The sequence below is a fragment of the Actinoallomurus sp. CA-150999 genome (assembly GCF_050942425.1).
In the GTDB taxonomy this organism is placed as follows: Bacteria; Actinomycetota; Actinomycetes; order Streptosporangiales; family Streptosporangiaceae; genus Actinoallomurus.
Window position 1 is genome coordinate 4,774,325 of the sequence record NZ_CP192063.1, and the last position, 13,311, is coordinate 4,787,635.

A 13,311-nucleotide genomic window follows, 5' to 3' on the forward strand; every position below is an offset into this window, starting at 1 on the left:
CTGGATGTGGCTGCTGCGGCCGGTTTTTGCCGGTCGGGGTGACTGTTGTCTGGAGGGGCTGTGCTGGTTCTGCTTGGTTGGTTCCAAGATCTTCGGATCTGGGGGTTGACAAGCGGGGCGGGGACGGTAAGATAGAAGGGTTGCCCCAGACGGGGTCCGGCGGGAGTCGGGTTCCGGACGGTGTGTGTCCGTTTCTTGAGAACTCAACAGTGTGCTAAAAGCCAGTGCCTTTATGGTCCTCGCTTGGCTGGGCTGATCTTTCGGGGTTGGTCTGGTCGGGTTTGGATTCCTTTGGCAAGTATGATTCTTGCCGGGATTTGTTTCGTCAGGGTTTGGCGGTCATCCTTCGCCGGATGGTCGTCGTTTGGCCTTAACGGAGAGTTTGATCCTGGCTCAGGACGAACGCTGGCGGCGTGCTTAACACATGCAAGTCGAGCGGAAAGGCCCTTCGGGGTACTCGAGCGGCGAACGGGTGAGTAACACGTGAGTAACCTACCCCTAGCTCTGGGATAAGCCTGGGAAACTGGGTCTAATACCGGACATGACCACTGACCGCATGGTTGGTGGTGGAAAGTTTTTCGGCTGGGGATGGGCTCGCGGCCTATCAGCTTGTTGGTGGGGTGATGGCCTACCAAGGCGACGACGGGTAGCCGGCCTGAGAGGGCGACCGGCCACACTGGGACTGAGACACGGCCCAGACTCCTACGGGAGGCAGCAGTGGGGAATATTGCGCAATGGGCGGAAGCCTGACGCAGCGACGCCGCGTGGGGGATGAAGGCCTTCGGGTTGTAAACCTCTTTCACCACCGACGAAGCTAACGTGACGGTAGGTGGGGAAGAAGCGCCGGCTAACTACGTGCCAGCAGCCGCGGTAATACGTAGGGCGCAAGCGTTGTCCGGAATTATTGGGCGTAAAGAGCTCGTAGGCGGTCTGTCGCGTCTGCCGTGAAAACCCGAGGCTTAACCTCGGGCCTGCGGTGGATACGGGCAGACTAGAGGTAGGTAGGGGAGAATGGAATTCCCGGTGTAGCGGTGAAATGCGCAGATATCGGGAGGAACACCGGTGGCGAAGGCGGTTCTCTGGGCCTTACCTGACGCTGAGGAGCGAAAGCGTGGGGAGCGAACAGGATTAGATACCCTGGTAGTCCACGCCGTAAACGTTGGGCGCTAGGTGTGGGGTCTTTCCACGGATTCCGTGCCGTAGCTAACGCATTAAGCGCCCCGCCTGGGGAGTACGGCCGCAAGGCTAAAACTCAAAGGAATTGACGGGGGCCCGCACAAGCGGCGGAGCATGTTGCTTAATTCGACGCAACGCGAAGAACCTTACCAAGGTTTGACATCACCGGAAAACTCGCAGAGATGTGGGGTCCTTTTGGGCCGGTGACAGGTGGTGCATGGCTGTCGTCAGCTCGTGTCGTGAGATGTTGGGTTAAGTCCCGCAACGAGCGCAACCCTCGTTCCATGTTGCCAGCAACACCTTCGGGTGGTTGGGGACTCATGGGAGACTGCCGGGGTCAACTCGGAGGAAGGTGGGGATGACGTCAAGTCATCATGCCCCTTATGTCTTGGGCTGCAAACATGCTACAATGGCCGGTACAAAGGGCTGCGAAACCGTGAGGTGGAGCGAATCCCGAAAAGCCGGTCTCAGTTCGGATTGGGGTCTGCAACTCGACCCCATGAAGTCGGAGTCGCTAGTAATCGCAGATCAGCAACGCTGCGGTGAATACGTTCCCGGGCCTTGTACACACCGCCCGTCACGTCACGAAAGTCAGCAACACCCGAAGCCCGTGGCCCAACCCTTGTGGGGGGAGCGGTCGAAGGTGGGGCCGGCGATTGGGACGAAGTCGTAACAAGGTAGCCGTACCGGAAGGTGCGGCTGGATCACCTCCTTTCTAAGGAGCACTGCCACCAGTCCGCGGAACTGTCCGCGGGGTTGGTGCTGGCTCACTGTCGCAGGCGAATGTTCTGCGGGTGGGTCTGCTCATAGGTTGTGGAGCACTGGCTATTCGGTTCTTCTCAGTTCGTGTTCTTCGTTAGTACTGCCCGTTTACGGGTTCAGGAAAGCGCAGGGCGGGTTCTGGGAGGGCCGGGCACACTGTTGGGTCCTGAGGGAACGGGCGTTCACGCTCGGGCTTCTCAGGCAGAACCCCGGTCAGGGGTTCTCCGCGTTACAGGCTGATCTGGTCGCCATACCACATTGTTTCTCTGGTCTTCGGGTCGAGGGTTTCGGTGGTTTGGTGGTGGCTGGGGGTTGGTTCTGTCCGTGTTTTGAGAACTGCATAGTGGACGCGAGCATCTTTGTTCTTGTCGAGTGTGTTCAAGTTTTTTAGGGCACACGGTGGATGCCTTGGTACCAGGAGCCGATGAAGGACGTGGGAGCCTGCGATATGCCCCGGGGAGTTGGCAACCGAGCGTTGATCCGGGGATTTCCGAATGGGGAAACCTAGCACCTGTCATGGGGTGTTGCCTCCGTCTGAATTGATAGGGCGGTTGGTGGTAACGCGGGGAAGTGAAACATCTCAGTACCCGCAGGAAGAGAAAACAATAGTGATTCCCTGAGTAGTGGTGAGCGAAAGGGGATGAGGCTAAACCATGCGCGTGTGATAGCCGGCGGGTGTTGCGTGTGTGGGGTTGTGGGAGCATCTTTGTCTGGACCGCCGTCTGGGCGTGGAGTCAAAAAACAGCAGGATAGTCGAACGATCTGGGATGGTCGACCGTAGTCGGTGAGAGTCCGGTAGGCGAAATCTTGTTGTCTTCATTAGGTGTTTCCCGAGTAGCACGGGGCCCGTGAAATCTCGTGTGAATCTGCCAGGACCACCTGGTAAGCCTGAATACTCCCTGGTGACCGATAGCGGACTAGTACCGTGAGGGAAAGGTGAAAAGTGCCCCGGTGAGGGGTCGTGAAAGAGTACCTGAAACCGTGTGCCTACAAGCCGTCAGAGCTCCCGCATCCTCTTTGGGGGTGTGGTGTGATGGCGTGCCTTTTGAAGAATGAGCCTGCGAGTTATGGTGTGTGGCGAGGTTAACCCGTGTGGGGGAGCCGTAGCGAAAGCGAGTCTGAATAGGGCGCTCTTTAGTCGCATGCTGTAGACCCGAAGCGGAGTGATCTACCCATGGGCAGGTTGAAGCGCGGGTAAGACCGTGTGGAGGACCGAACCCACCAGGGTTGAAAACCTGGGGGATGACCTGTGGGTAGGGGTGAAAGGCCAATCAAACTCCGTGATAGCTGGTTCTCCCCGAAATGCATTTAGGTGCAGCGTTGCGTGTTTCTTGCCGGAGGTAGAGCTACTGGATGGCCTAGGGGGCCGACAAGCTTACTGAAGTCAGCCAAACTCCGAATGCCGGTAAGTGAAGCGTGGCAGTGAGACTGCGGGCGATAAGGTTCGTAGTCGAGAGGGAAACAGCCCAGATCACCGGCTAAGGCCCCTAAGCGTGTGCTAAGTGGTAAAGGATGTGGAGTTGCTGTGACAACCAGGAGGTTGGCTTAGAAGCAGCCACCCTTGAAAGAGTGCGTAATAGCTCACTGGTCAAGTGATTCCGCGCCGACAATGTAGCGGGGCTCAAGCACACCGCCGAAGCCGTGGCATCTCAGCAGTACCCAGGCGTACTTGTACGTCCAGGGGCTGGGATGGGTAGGGGAGCGTCGTGTGGGCTGTGAAGCGGCAGCGTGAGCTAGTCGTGGAGACCACACGAGTGAGAATGCAGGCATGAGTAGCGAATGAGGGGTGAGAAACCCCTCCGCCGGATGACCAAGGGTTCCTGGGGCAGGCTAATCCGCCCAGGGTAAGTCGGGACCTAAGGCGAGGCCGCGAGGCGTAGTCGATGGACAACGGGTTGATATTCCCGTACCCGCTGACACGCGCCCATGCTGAACCCACTGACACTAACATCGCAGACCCTGCTTGATCCCTTCGGGGGTCTTGCGTGGGCGAGTGGTGGACCTGAGGTGGTAGTAGGCAAGTGATGGGGTGACGCAGGAGGGTAGCTCAGCCCAGGCGATGGTTGTTCCTGGGGTAAGCATGTAGGGCGGCGTGTAGGTAAATCCGCGCGCTATTAAGCCTGAGATGTGATGCCGAGCCGATTTAGGTGAAGTGAGTGATCCCATGCTGTCGAGAAAAGCCTCTAGCGAGTGTGTCGGCGGCCCGTACCCCAAACCGACTCAGGTGGTCAGGTAGAGAATACCGAGGCGATCGGGTGAACTGTGGTTAAGGAACTCGGCAAATTGCCCCCGTAACTTTGGGAGAAGGGGGGCCCCTGCTGGTGACCGAACTGGCTTCGTGAAGCTGGTGGGGGTCGCAGATACCAGGGGGAAGCGACTGTTTACTAAAAACACAGGTCCGTGCGAAGTCGAAAGACGCTGTATACGGACTGACGCCTGCCCGGTGCCGGAACGTTAAGGGGACCGGTTAGCTGCCCTTGTGGTGGCGAAGCTGAGAACCTAAGCGCCGGTAAACGGCGGTGGTAACTATAACCATCCTAAGGTAGCGAAATTCCTTGTCGGGTAAGTTCCGACCTGCACGAATGGCGTAACGACTTCCCCACTGTCTCAACCACAGGCCCGGTGAAATTGCACTACGAGTAAAGATGCTCGTTACGCGCAGCAGGACGGAAAGACCCCGGGACCTTCACTATAGCTTGGCATTGGCGTTTGGAGCGTCTTGTGTAGGATAGGTGGGAGACTGTGAAGCCATCACGCCAGTGGTGGTGGAGTCGTTGGTGAAATACCACTCTGGTCGTTTCGAGCGTCTAACCCGCGCCCGTGTATCCGGGTGGGGGACAGTGCCTGGTGGGTAGTTTAACTGGGGCGGTTGCCTCCCAAAGAGTAACGGAGGCGCCCAAAGGTTCCCTCAGCCTGGTTGGCAATCAGGTGTTGAGTGCAAGGGCACAAGGGAGCTTGACTGTGAGACAGACATGTCGAGCAGGTGCGAAAGCAGGGCCTAGTGATCCGGCACCACCGTGTGGATGGGGTGTCGCTCAACGGCTAAAAGGTACCCCGGGGATAACAGGCTGATCTTGCCCAAGAGTCCATATCGACGGCAAGGTTTGGCACCTCGATGTCGGCTCGTCGCATCCTGGGGCTGGAGTAGGTCCCAAGGGTTGGGCTGTTCGCCCATTAAAGCGGCACGCGAGCTGGGTTTAGAACGTCGCGAGACAGTTCGGTCCCTATCCGCTGTGCGCGTAGGAGACTTGCGAGGGTCTGTCCCTAGTACGAGAGGACCGGGACGGACGAACCTCTGGTGTGCCAGTTGTACCGCCAGGTGCATGGCTGGTTGGCTACGTTCGGTCGGGATAACCGCTGAAAGCATCTAAGCGGGAAGCCTTCCTCAAGATGAGGTCTCCCAACCTTCGGGTTGTAAGGCCCCCAGCTAGACGACTGGGTTGATAGGCCGGAGATGGAAGCACCGCAAGGTGTGGAGTTGACCGGTACTAATAGGCCGAGTGGCTTGACACACACATCGCTTCGAGAGCTGCGTTAAGCAAGAGATGTTCGCGTTCACTGTGCGGTTCCCGGGACACGGCCGGGAATCACAACCCCCGAGATCCCGTTAGGCGTTTCGGTGGTTTTGGCGAAGGGGAAACACCCGGTCCCATTCCGAACCCGGAAGTTAAGCCCTTCAGCGCCGATGGTACTGCACTGGAGACGGTGTGGGAGAGTAGGACACCGCCGGACAATACACAGGAAGGGCCGCCTTTTCAGGCGGCCCTTTTTGTATGTTCGGGCACAATGAAGACGACAGTGCTCCCCAGTGGAACGGTTTGATGTGATGAGCGCGGAACGAGATCAACGCGACGGCGACGGACCCGACCGGCGTCCACGGCCGGCTCGCCAGGACCGACCGGGCAGCGCCTCCGGCGGATCTCGTGACCGCCAGGGCGGCGCTCGGTGGTCCTCCAGGGGCTCTACCAACCGCGCCGGTGGTCGTCCTCGACGGGACGACTCCACTGAGGGTTCCGGCAGCGAGCGCTCTGGCTCCGCCGGAGGCCGGTCGAGTGCCGGCCGCCCCGGCAGGTTCCAGAAGCCGGGAAGCCCACAGCGGTCCAATAGCGGCCAGCGATACGGCAACGCTCGCGACGACCAGGGCGCCGGCCGCCCTCAGGGGCGTCGGCCCAAGCCCTTCCGCGACAGCGACGCCGAAGGTACGAGCGGCTGGAGCCGCTCGTCGCGGCGAGACGACACGCGCGAACGAGGAGCATCCGGCGCAGGCGGACGGCCCACCGGCTCCGGGAAGTGGCGGAACGAGCGCGGCGGCCCCCGCCCGGGAGGGCGTCCGGCCGACCGGGGCGAGCAGGCGGGGGGCTCTCCGCAGCGGCCGAGTGATCGCTCATCGCGGTACGACGACGAACGTACCGAGCGGCGTGACGACCGCGGCTACCGTACGCGAGACAACAACGGGCCTCGTGGCACACGGAACTTCTCGGGACGACGCGACGACGGCCGGAGCGCCGGCAGAGGCGGCTTCACGCGCGATGACAGTGGGCGGCCGCGCACGGGCGCCGCGGGCTCGTCCCGTCGTGACGATCGTCCTGGTGGCGGTAGAGGCGGCTTTACCCGCGATGACAGTGGGCGGCCGCGTACAGGTGCCGCGGGCTCGTCCCGTCGCGATGACCGTCCTGGTGGCGGTAGAGGCGGTTTCACCCGCGATGACAGTGGGCGGCCGCGCACGGGCGCCGCAGGCCCGTTCCGTCGCGACGATCGCCCTGGTGGCGGTAGAGGCGGCTTCACGCGCGATGACAGTGGGCGGCCGCGTACAGGTGCCGCGGGCTCGTCCCGTCGCGACGATCGCCCTGGTGGCGGCAGAGGCGGCTTCCGTGCCCCGGAGAAGGGCGAGGAGGGCAACCGGCCCTGGCAGGGAGGCAGGGAGGGGTCTCGGCCTCCTCAGGAGCGTACCGGCGGTTCCGAACGGCGGGATGGTGGCCGACGCGACTTCCGAGGCGGCCAGCGGGGACCTCGAGACGGTGCCGAGGCGCAGAGGAGTGGCCCGCGAGGGCCTCGAGACGGCGCAGAGGGCCAGAGGAGCGGTTACCGGCGGCGGGACGACGCCAAGGGCGCTCGCCGCCCGGCCGAGCGTGGTGCGTCCCGGCCTTCCGGCCGGGACGGTCGGCCGTCGGACGCGCCACGGCCCCGGCGTGACCCCGGCCCGCCGGTCCCCGAGGACGTCACCGGCGCCGAACTCGACGCCACGGCGCGGGCCGAGCTCAAGACCCTGCCGAAGGATCTCGCGACCGAGGTCGCCCGTCACCTCGTGATGGCCGGCCGCCTGATCGACGACGAGCCCGAACTTGCCTACCAGCACGCCCTCGCGGCCCGTGGTCGCGCGGCCCGGGTCGGCATCGTCCGTGAGGCGTGCGGAATCGCGGCGTACCACGCCGGCCTGTGGTCGGTCGCCCTGTCGGAGCTTCGTGCGGCGCGCCGTCTGACCGGTCAGGAGGCCTACCTCGCGATCATGGCCGACGCCGAACGCGGACTCGGCAGGCCCGAGCGCGCCCTGGACCTCGCCAAGTCGGATGAGGCCCGACGCCTCCCGCAGGCCGAGGCGATCGAGATGCGGATCGTCGAGTCGGGTGTCCGCCGCGACCTCGGTCAGCCGGGCGCGGCCGTCCTGGCGTTGCAGGTTCCGGAGCTGAAGGACGAGCGCTGGCGGCCGTGGTCGGCGCGGCTCTTCTACGCGTACGCCGACGCGCTGATCGACGCGGGTCGCGAGGAGGAGGCCTCCGACTGGTTTGCGCGGGCGGCGGCGGCCGACCGCGACGGCGAGACGGACGCCGCCGAGCGGTACGCCGAGCTCGAGGGCCTGGAGATCATCGACACGGAGTTCGCCGACGCGGAGCCCGGTGCGGGCGTTGCGACGGAAGCCGAGACCCACGCCGACGCGGGCTCCACGCCGAACGCCGAAGCAGACGTCGACGTGGAGCCGAGCGGAAATCGCGCCGCCGAGCCGAACGAAGGCGCCGCTTCCGAGCCGAACGTGGGCACCGCCATGGGTGCTGAGGCGCATGCCGACGCGGAATCTGACGCGGACGCCGACGGCGAGACCGGAGACGTCCGGCGGGCGGACGCCGAGGACGAGTGAGACGTACGGGGCCTGCCTCCATGCCGTCGTTCAGGACGGCGCGGAGGCGGGCCTCAGCGCTTTTCGAGCGCGTGCATGATGCCGGCGACGTTGTTGCGAGCCGCGCTGATGATTTCGACCTTTTGCGCGACCTCCGGATCGGCGTCCGGTGCGAGCGCGCGGTATCGGTCGTCGGTTCGCTCGCGGACCATGGCCACCGCGTGATCCAGGTCGAGGCGCTGGTCGTGGGCCTCGGCGACCAGTTCGACCCACAGGCGGAGCTCTTCCGTGGAGCGGTCGAGCGTCTCGTCGACCAGGTCCACCGGTCCGTAGTGGCTGAACAGCAGCCGGGACGGCCGGAGGGCGCGGAAGCGGTCCAGCGACGCCAGGGCCGTGTCCAGGTCGAAGTCGGGCGGCGGCGTGGCAGGGCGCAGGTCGGCCGTCTCCGGGATGTACACACCGGCGGCGTCCCCGACGTACAGATCGCCGGTCAGCGAGTCGAGCAGCCCGACGTGGTGCCTGGCGTGGCCGGGCGAGTAGTGGCTCTCCAGCCGCCTTCCGCCGCCGAGGTCCACCTCACCGACGTCCTCCACCACCCGGATCCGTACGGCGTCCGTGGGCTTGAGGTCGCCGAACAGAGAATCGAGGGCGTCTCCCCAGACCATGCGGGCGCTGCGCATCAGCCGACTCGGGTCCGCGAGGTGGCGGGCGCCCTTCTCGTGGACGACGATCTCCGCGTTGGGGAACATCTCCGCGATATCGCCGACGCCGCCCGCGTGATCGAGATGGATGTGCGTGACGACGACGGTCGCCAGATCGGCGGGGCCGATGCCCGCGGCGGCCAGCGCGTCGCGTACGACCGGGGCGGAGTTGCCCGCGCCGGTCTCCACCAGGCAGGGCCGGTCAGAGCGGATCAGATAGCCGGCCGTGATGCCCGTGTACCCGGCCATCCGGGTGTCGATCTCGAAGACGTCGTTGCCCAGGTCGGTGATCGAATCCATATGTCGCTCCGGTTTCCACAGATGCGGCGGGCAGGGTTACGCGGTCCAGGCCGACCGCCCCATCGTAGAGACAACGCCGCCGAGTCCACACGGCGGCGGTCACGAGGGGCGTGAGGGGAGAAGGCCGTGGATCACATCGAGGAGACAGCACACCAGGCCGCGAGAGGCGTCGAAGGCGGCATCGAGGCGCAGGGCGTCGAGGCGCCGCACGGTGAGAGGGATGGCGGCGGCCGGCCGCCGGACGGCCGCGACGCGCGCCCTCGTGACGCCGTCGCGCGGACCGCGGAAACGCCCGATGCCGCCGCCGGCGTGATCCACGTCAATGAGATCGTCCTGGTCGGGAGGCTCTCCGGCGCGCCGGAGTGGAAGGCGTTACCGGAGGGCCGGGAGGTGGCGGTCTGGCGGCTCATCGTGGAGCATCAGAACGCGCGGTCGCCGCAGGACGCCATCGACACCATCCGCTGCGTCACCTACGACTCCGCCGTCCAGGAGGGCATCCGTGGCTGGCGGCACGGCGACCTCATCGAGGTCCGCGGTTCGCTGCGGCACCGCTTCTGGCGCGCTCCGAACGGCCCTCGAGGGCTGTACGAGGTGGAGGCCGCGATCGCGGTCAGACATGATCGTGCGGCGTCGAGACCCGGTGATCGAACATGATTCCCCGGAGCCGGTCACACTGCCGTTCACGGTGACGCTGCCGTGATGGCAGCACGCCGGTGACCGGGCGCGGGTGTTCAACGAGCGGTTCGTCATCGCGGCCGTGGGCTCGGCCACGGCGACCGGCCACGGCGACCGGCCACGGCGACCGGCCGGGGCGTACGCGACGGATGCCGACGGACGCCGGAACGGAGGGCGGATCCGCATCGGCGTGCTGTGCGCGCATGCCGTACGAGCCCACCCTCGTGAGGGGCGAACGTGCGTTGGAAGGATCAGCGCTCGTTGTCGGGCAGGTACCGCCCCGAGTCGAGCGTCTCGATGGGCCCGGCCGACGGCTCTGGCCCGAACGGCTCGCCGGTGCTCGGAGGGATCGGTGTGGGGCAGTAGTACTGCGGCCTCACGGCGAGGGCGTCCGTGATCATCCAGCCCCATCCGGAAGGCTGCCGGACCGCTTCGATCACGGCGAAGTCCTTCTGGTACTGCGCGATCACGAGAGTCAGCTGTTCGGCGAAGTCACCGGGGAGCTTGGGCGTCCGCCGTGGTATCTCACAGACCGCGACGGACGACGCCGTCGTATCGCTGGCGGCACGATGCCATATCCGAACGGACCTTCCGTCACCGTGGATCCGGATGATGTCGGCGGCTCGGACCAGCCCGTCGCGTCGCGTCTTGACCCAGACGTTCATCATGACCGGGACCGTACGGCTTCCTCTCCTGATCGTTCTCAGGACTGGTTCTGGATCTCCCGTCCCTAGGGATTCACTTTGTTCTTGCGGGGAACCCCCGAGCCTTCAGTCTTCAGGCCCGGGAGGAATCGCATCCTGATCTTTGCGGCACGCAGCGCCGCAGTGTTCTGGAGGGATGCCTGCTCCGCTCGGGCGGGGCATTCCTGGTCGGTGGACTCCTTGGTGATCAGCGGTGGGGTGCGCTCGCATGAGGCGGCGAGGCGTGAGGGGGACCAGAAGCGGTCGCCCCACAGGTACGTGGGGATGTCGGCGGCAGAGCTTTGCTTCCCCTGCGAATATGGGTTCGATTCCCTAGTGCGTGACGTAAAGCGATGGTACGGTCGCGGACTGTGAAGGTCGTGTCGCAGGTCAAACTGGTGCCGACGCCCGTGCAGGCGGCGGCGCTGAAACGCACCCTGCGCACGGTCAACGAGGCCGCGTGCTGGGTCTCTGGTGTGGCGTTCGAGCGCGGGGTGCCGCGTGAGTACGAGCTGCGCAGGCACACCTATGTCGAGCTGAGGGAGCGTGGTCTGGGTGCGCAGGTGGCGCAGCATGTGATCAAGAAGGTGCGGGACGCCTACACCAGCCTGCACGCCAACCTTCGGGCGGGAAACCTGGGCAAGAAGGGTTCCAAACGGCGGATCAAGGCCGAGTCCAAGGTGATCGTGTTCCGGCCGCAGGCGGCCCACCCGTTCGATGACCGGTGCCTGTCGTGGCAGTACGACGCGCAGACCGTGTCGATTTGGACGATGGCGGGCCGGTTGAAGGGCATCCGGTTCGTCTGCTCACCGAACGCGCTCAAACAGCTGATCGCCCACCGCAAGGGCGAGAGCGACCTGGTCGAACGCGACGGCGTGTTCTACCTGATCGCCACCTGCGAGGTGCCCGAAGCCGAGACCTGCGAGCCAGGCGAGTTCATCGGTGTGGATTTGGGCATTGTCAACATCGCCACCACCTCCACCGGTTACCGGGCCGCTGGACGCAAGCTGAACCGCTACCGCAAGCGGCAACTCGCGCTGCGGGCCAAGCTGCAGAAGAAAGGCACCAAGTCCGCCAAACGCCTGCTGCGGAAACAACGCCGGAAGGAATCACGGCGCGCCAAGGACATCAACCATTGTGTTTCCAAGACGATCGTGACCGAGGCTGAACGCACCGGGCGCGGCATCTCCCTCGAAGAGTTGACGGGGATCCGTGACCGGGTACGGCTCCGCAAGCCCCAACGGGTCGCGCTCCACTCCTGGGCCTTCGCCCAGCTTGGAGATTTCATCGTCTACAAGGCACGCCGGGCCGGTGTCCCTGTCGTGTTCGTCGACCCCGCGTACTCCTCTCAGGAGTGCGCCGAGTGCGGGCATGTCGACCGGCTCAACCGGGTCTCTCAAGCCTTGTTCATCTGCCGGGGCTGCGGCGTCGTTGCGCACGCGGACCGGAACGCTTCCCGCGTCCTGGCCCGAAGAGGCCAGGCCGTGTGGGATGCGGGGCGGAAGTCACACGTCCCGGCCACCAGCCCACGAAAGCTGATGGCCAAGACGCGGCAGACCACCTCACAGCCAGTGAGGCTCTAGCTGCACGCTCGGTCCCTTCAGGACCGAGAAGTTGACTTTGAGAAACCGCGTGGTCGTCATCCGGCGGCGAAGGTGCGCATGACCAGGCCGGTGCGCGGTTTTGGACCGAAAGACGTCGACTTGCGGGGCACCTTTTCGCCGTTGGCCGCGACCGCCAGGACATCCGGGACCTTGAGCGGATTGAGGATCACCGCGGTGCCGCCCGCCCGCCGGGCCTTGTCGACCGCGCGGGCGGCGTCGTGATGGACGATGCGCACGGTCCGCTCGTCGTCCTCGATCCCCCACAGCCGGGGGATGAGCAGGTGGTGCAGTACGGCGGTGTCCAGGCCGCGCCACCGGTCGGAGGCGTCCTCCGGCATGGAGCGATCCACCTGGACGGGGTCGGGATCGGTGAGCAGGAAGAACCCCGCCTCGCCGCCGAGCAGGAACGCCGTGTCGGTGCGCGCGGCGAGCCGCTCGAGCCCGGCCGGCAGATCCGGGCCGAGCGCCTCGACGCGGAAGGCCGCCTTCGCGCGCCGTACGGCCTCGGAGAGGGGCAGGCCGGGGAGCACCCGGTGGATGGCGCCCAGCCGTGGCGGGTAGGCGACGGAGTCGACGAGCAGCGCCAGCCCGTAGTCCCAGGGGCCCGGTCCGTCATACCGCCGGCGCAGCGCCTGGTAGGTCGCGTAGCGGTGATGCCCGTCGGCGATGAGAGCCTGACGGCCGTGCAGATCCTCAGCGATCCTCGCCTGCGCGGCCGGGTCCCGGATCGCCCACAGCCGGTGCCGTACGTCATCGCCCGTGGCGGTCTCCAGCACCGGGGGCAGAGACGAGGCGACGTCGTCGACCACCCGGGCGGCGGCCGAGTCGGCGCCGCCCTCGTACAGCAGGAAGATCGGCTCCAGGTTCGCCTCCATCGCCGACATCAGGGCCAGCCGATCCCGGACCGGACCGGGGTAGACGTGCTCGTGCGGGAGGATCACTCGCGATCCCTCGTCGTGCACGCCGACCGCCCCGATCAGCCCGCGCTGGACGACGGCGCCGGAGACCTCCTCATAGACGTACAGCGCGGGCTCGTCGTCCACGGTGAGGATGCCGGACGCCAGCCACGACCGCAGGGTCTCGGCGGCCTCCTGATAGTCGTTCTCCGGAAGGATCAGCCGGACGACGTTGTGCGGCTCCTCGGCCTCGAACCGCCCCAGCGACTCCTCGTCGATGAGGTCGTACGGCGGCGACGTCACCGCGGCGAGGGAGCTCACCCTCGCGGTGTCGTACCGCACGGCTCGGAACGGCCGCAGCGCAAGTCCGGGATCACTGGTCACATCGGGCATGTTAGATAC

The 13,311-nt window shown here is 65.2% G+C and carries 6 protein-coding genes and 3 rRNA genes; 6 read left to right on the plus strand and 3 right to left on the minus strand.

The window, feature by feature from the left end; genetic code table 11:
• The first annotated feature begins 370 nt into the window (after positions 1–370).
• The 4 genes from ACQP2O_RS22310 (at position 371) to ACQP2O_RS22325 (ending at position 8,071) form a co-directional block, all read left to right on the plus strand.
• Positions 371–1,891, plus strand: a 16S ribosomal RNA gene (locus tag ACQP2O_RS22310).
• Positions 1,892–2,314: 423 nt separating this feature from the next.
• Positions 2,315–5,451 (plus strand): 23S ribosomal RNA (locus ACQP2O_RS22315).
• 102 nt (positions 5,452–5,553) lie between these two features.
• Positions 5,554–5,670: ribosomal RNA gene (rrf, locus tag ACQP2O_RS22320) — 5S ribosomal RNA — on the plus strand.
• The 16S, 23S and 5S rRNA genes sit together here, the layout of an rRNA operon.
• A 1,576-nt stretch (positions 5,671–7,246) precedes the next feature.
• Positions 7,247–8,071, plus strand: a complete 825-nt coding sequence (locus tag ACQP2O_RS22325) for a hypothetical protein (RefSeq protein ID WP_433191110.1) — start codon at positions 7,247–7,249, stop codon at positions 8,069–8,071.
• A gap of 53 nt (positions 8,072–8,124) precedes the next feature.
• On the opposite strand, the gene ACQP2O_RS22330 is transcribed toward ACQP2O_RS22325, so the two are convergent.
• Positions 8,125–9,051 (minus strand): MBL fold metallo-hydrolase, encoded by a 927-nt coding sequence (locus ACQP2O_RS22330; RefSeq protein ID WP_433188343.1) that lies wholly within the window; start codon positions 9,049–9,051, stop codon positions 8,125–8,127.
• A gap of 126 nt (positions 9,052–9,177) precedes the next feature.
• Here ACQP2O_RS22330 and ACQP2O_RS22335 point away from each other — a divergent pair, with 126 nt between their 5' ends.
• Entirely contained in the window at positions 9,178–9,705 is a 528-nt protein-coding gene (locus ACQP2O_RS22335) for a single-stranded DNA-binding protein (protein ID WP_433188346.1), read from the plus strand.
• A gap of 272 nt (positions 9,706–9,977) precedes the next feature.
• On the opposite strand, the gene ACQP2O_RS22340 is transcribed toward ACQP2O_RS22335, so the two are convergent.
• The gene (locus ACQP2O_RS22340; protein ID WP_433188349.1) at positions 9,978–10,394 is read right to left on the minus strand and encodes a hypothetical protein; all 417 of its coding nucleotides are present in this window, start codon (positions 10,392–10,394) and stop codon (positions 9,978–9,980) included.
• Positions 10,395–10,780: 386 nt separating this feature from the next.
• Here ACQP2O_RS22340 and ACQP2O_RS22345 point away from each other — a divergent pair, with 386 nt between their 5' ends.
• Positions 10,781–11,992, plus strand: a complete 1,212-nt coding sequence (locus ACQP2O_RS22345) for an RNA-guided endonuclease InsQ/TnpB family protein (RefSeq protein WP_433188351.1) — start codon at positions 10,781–10,783, stop codon at positions 11,990–11,992.
• Positions 11,993–12,048: 56 nt separating this feature from the next.
• On the opposite strand, the gene ACQP2O_RS22350 is transcribed toward ACQP2O_RS22345, so the two are convergent.
• Complete coding sequence (locus ACQP2O_RS22350; protein WP_433188354.1) at positions 12,049–13,302, minus strand: DUF1015 family protein; 1,254 nt, start codon at positions 13,300–13,302, stop codon at positions 12,049–12,051.
• Positions 13,303–13,311: the final 9 nt, after the last annotated feature.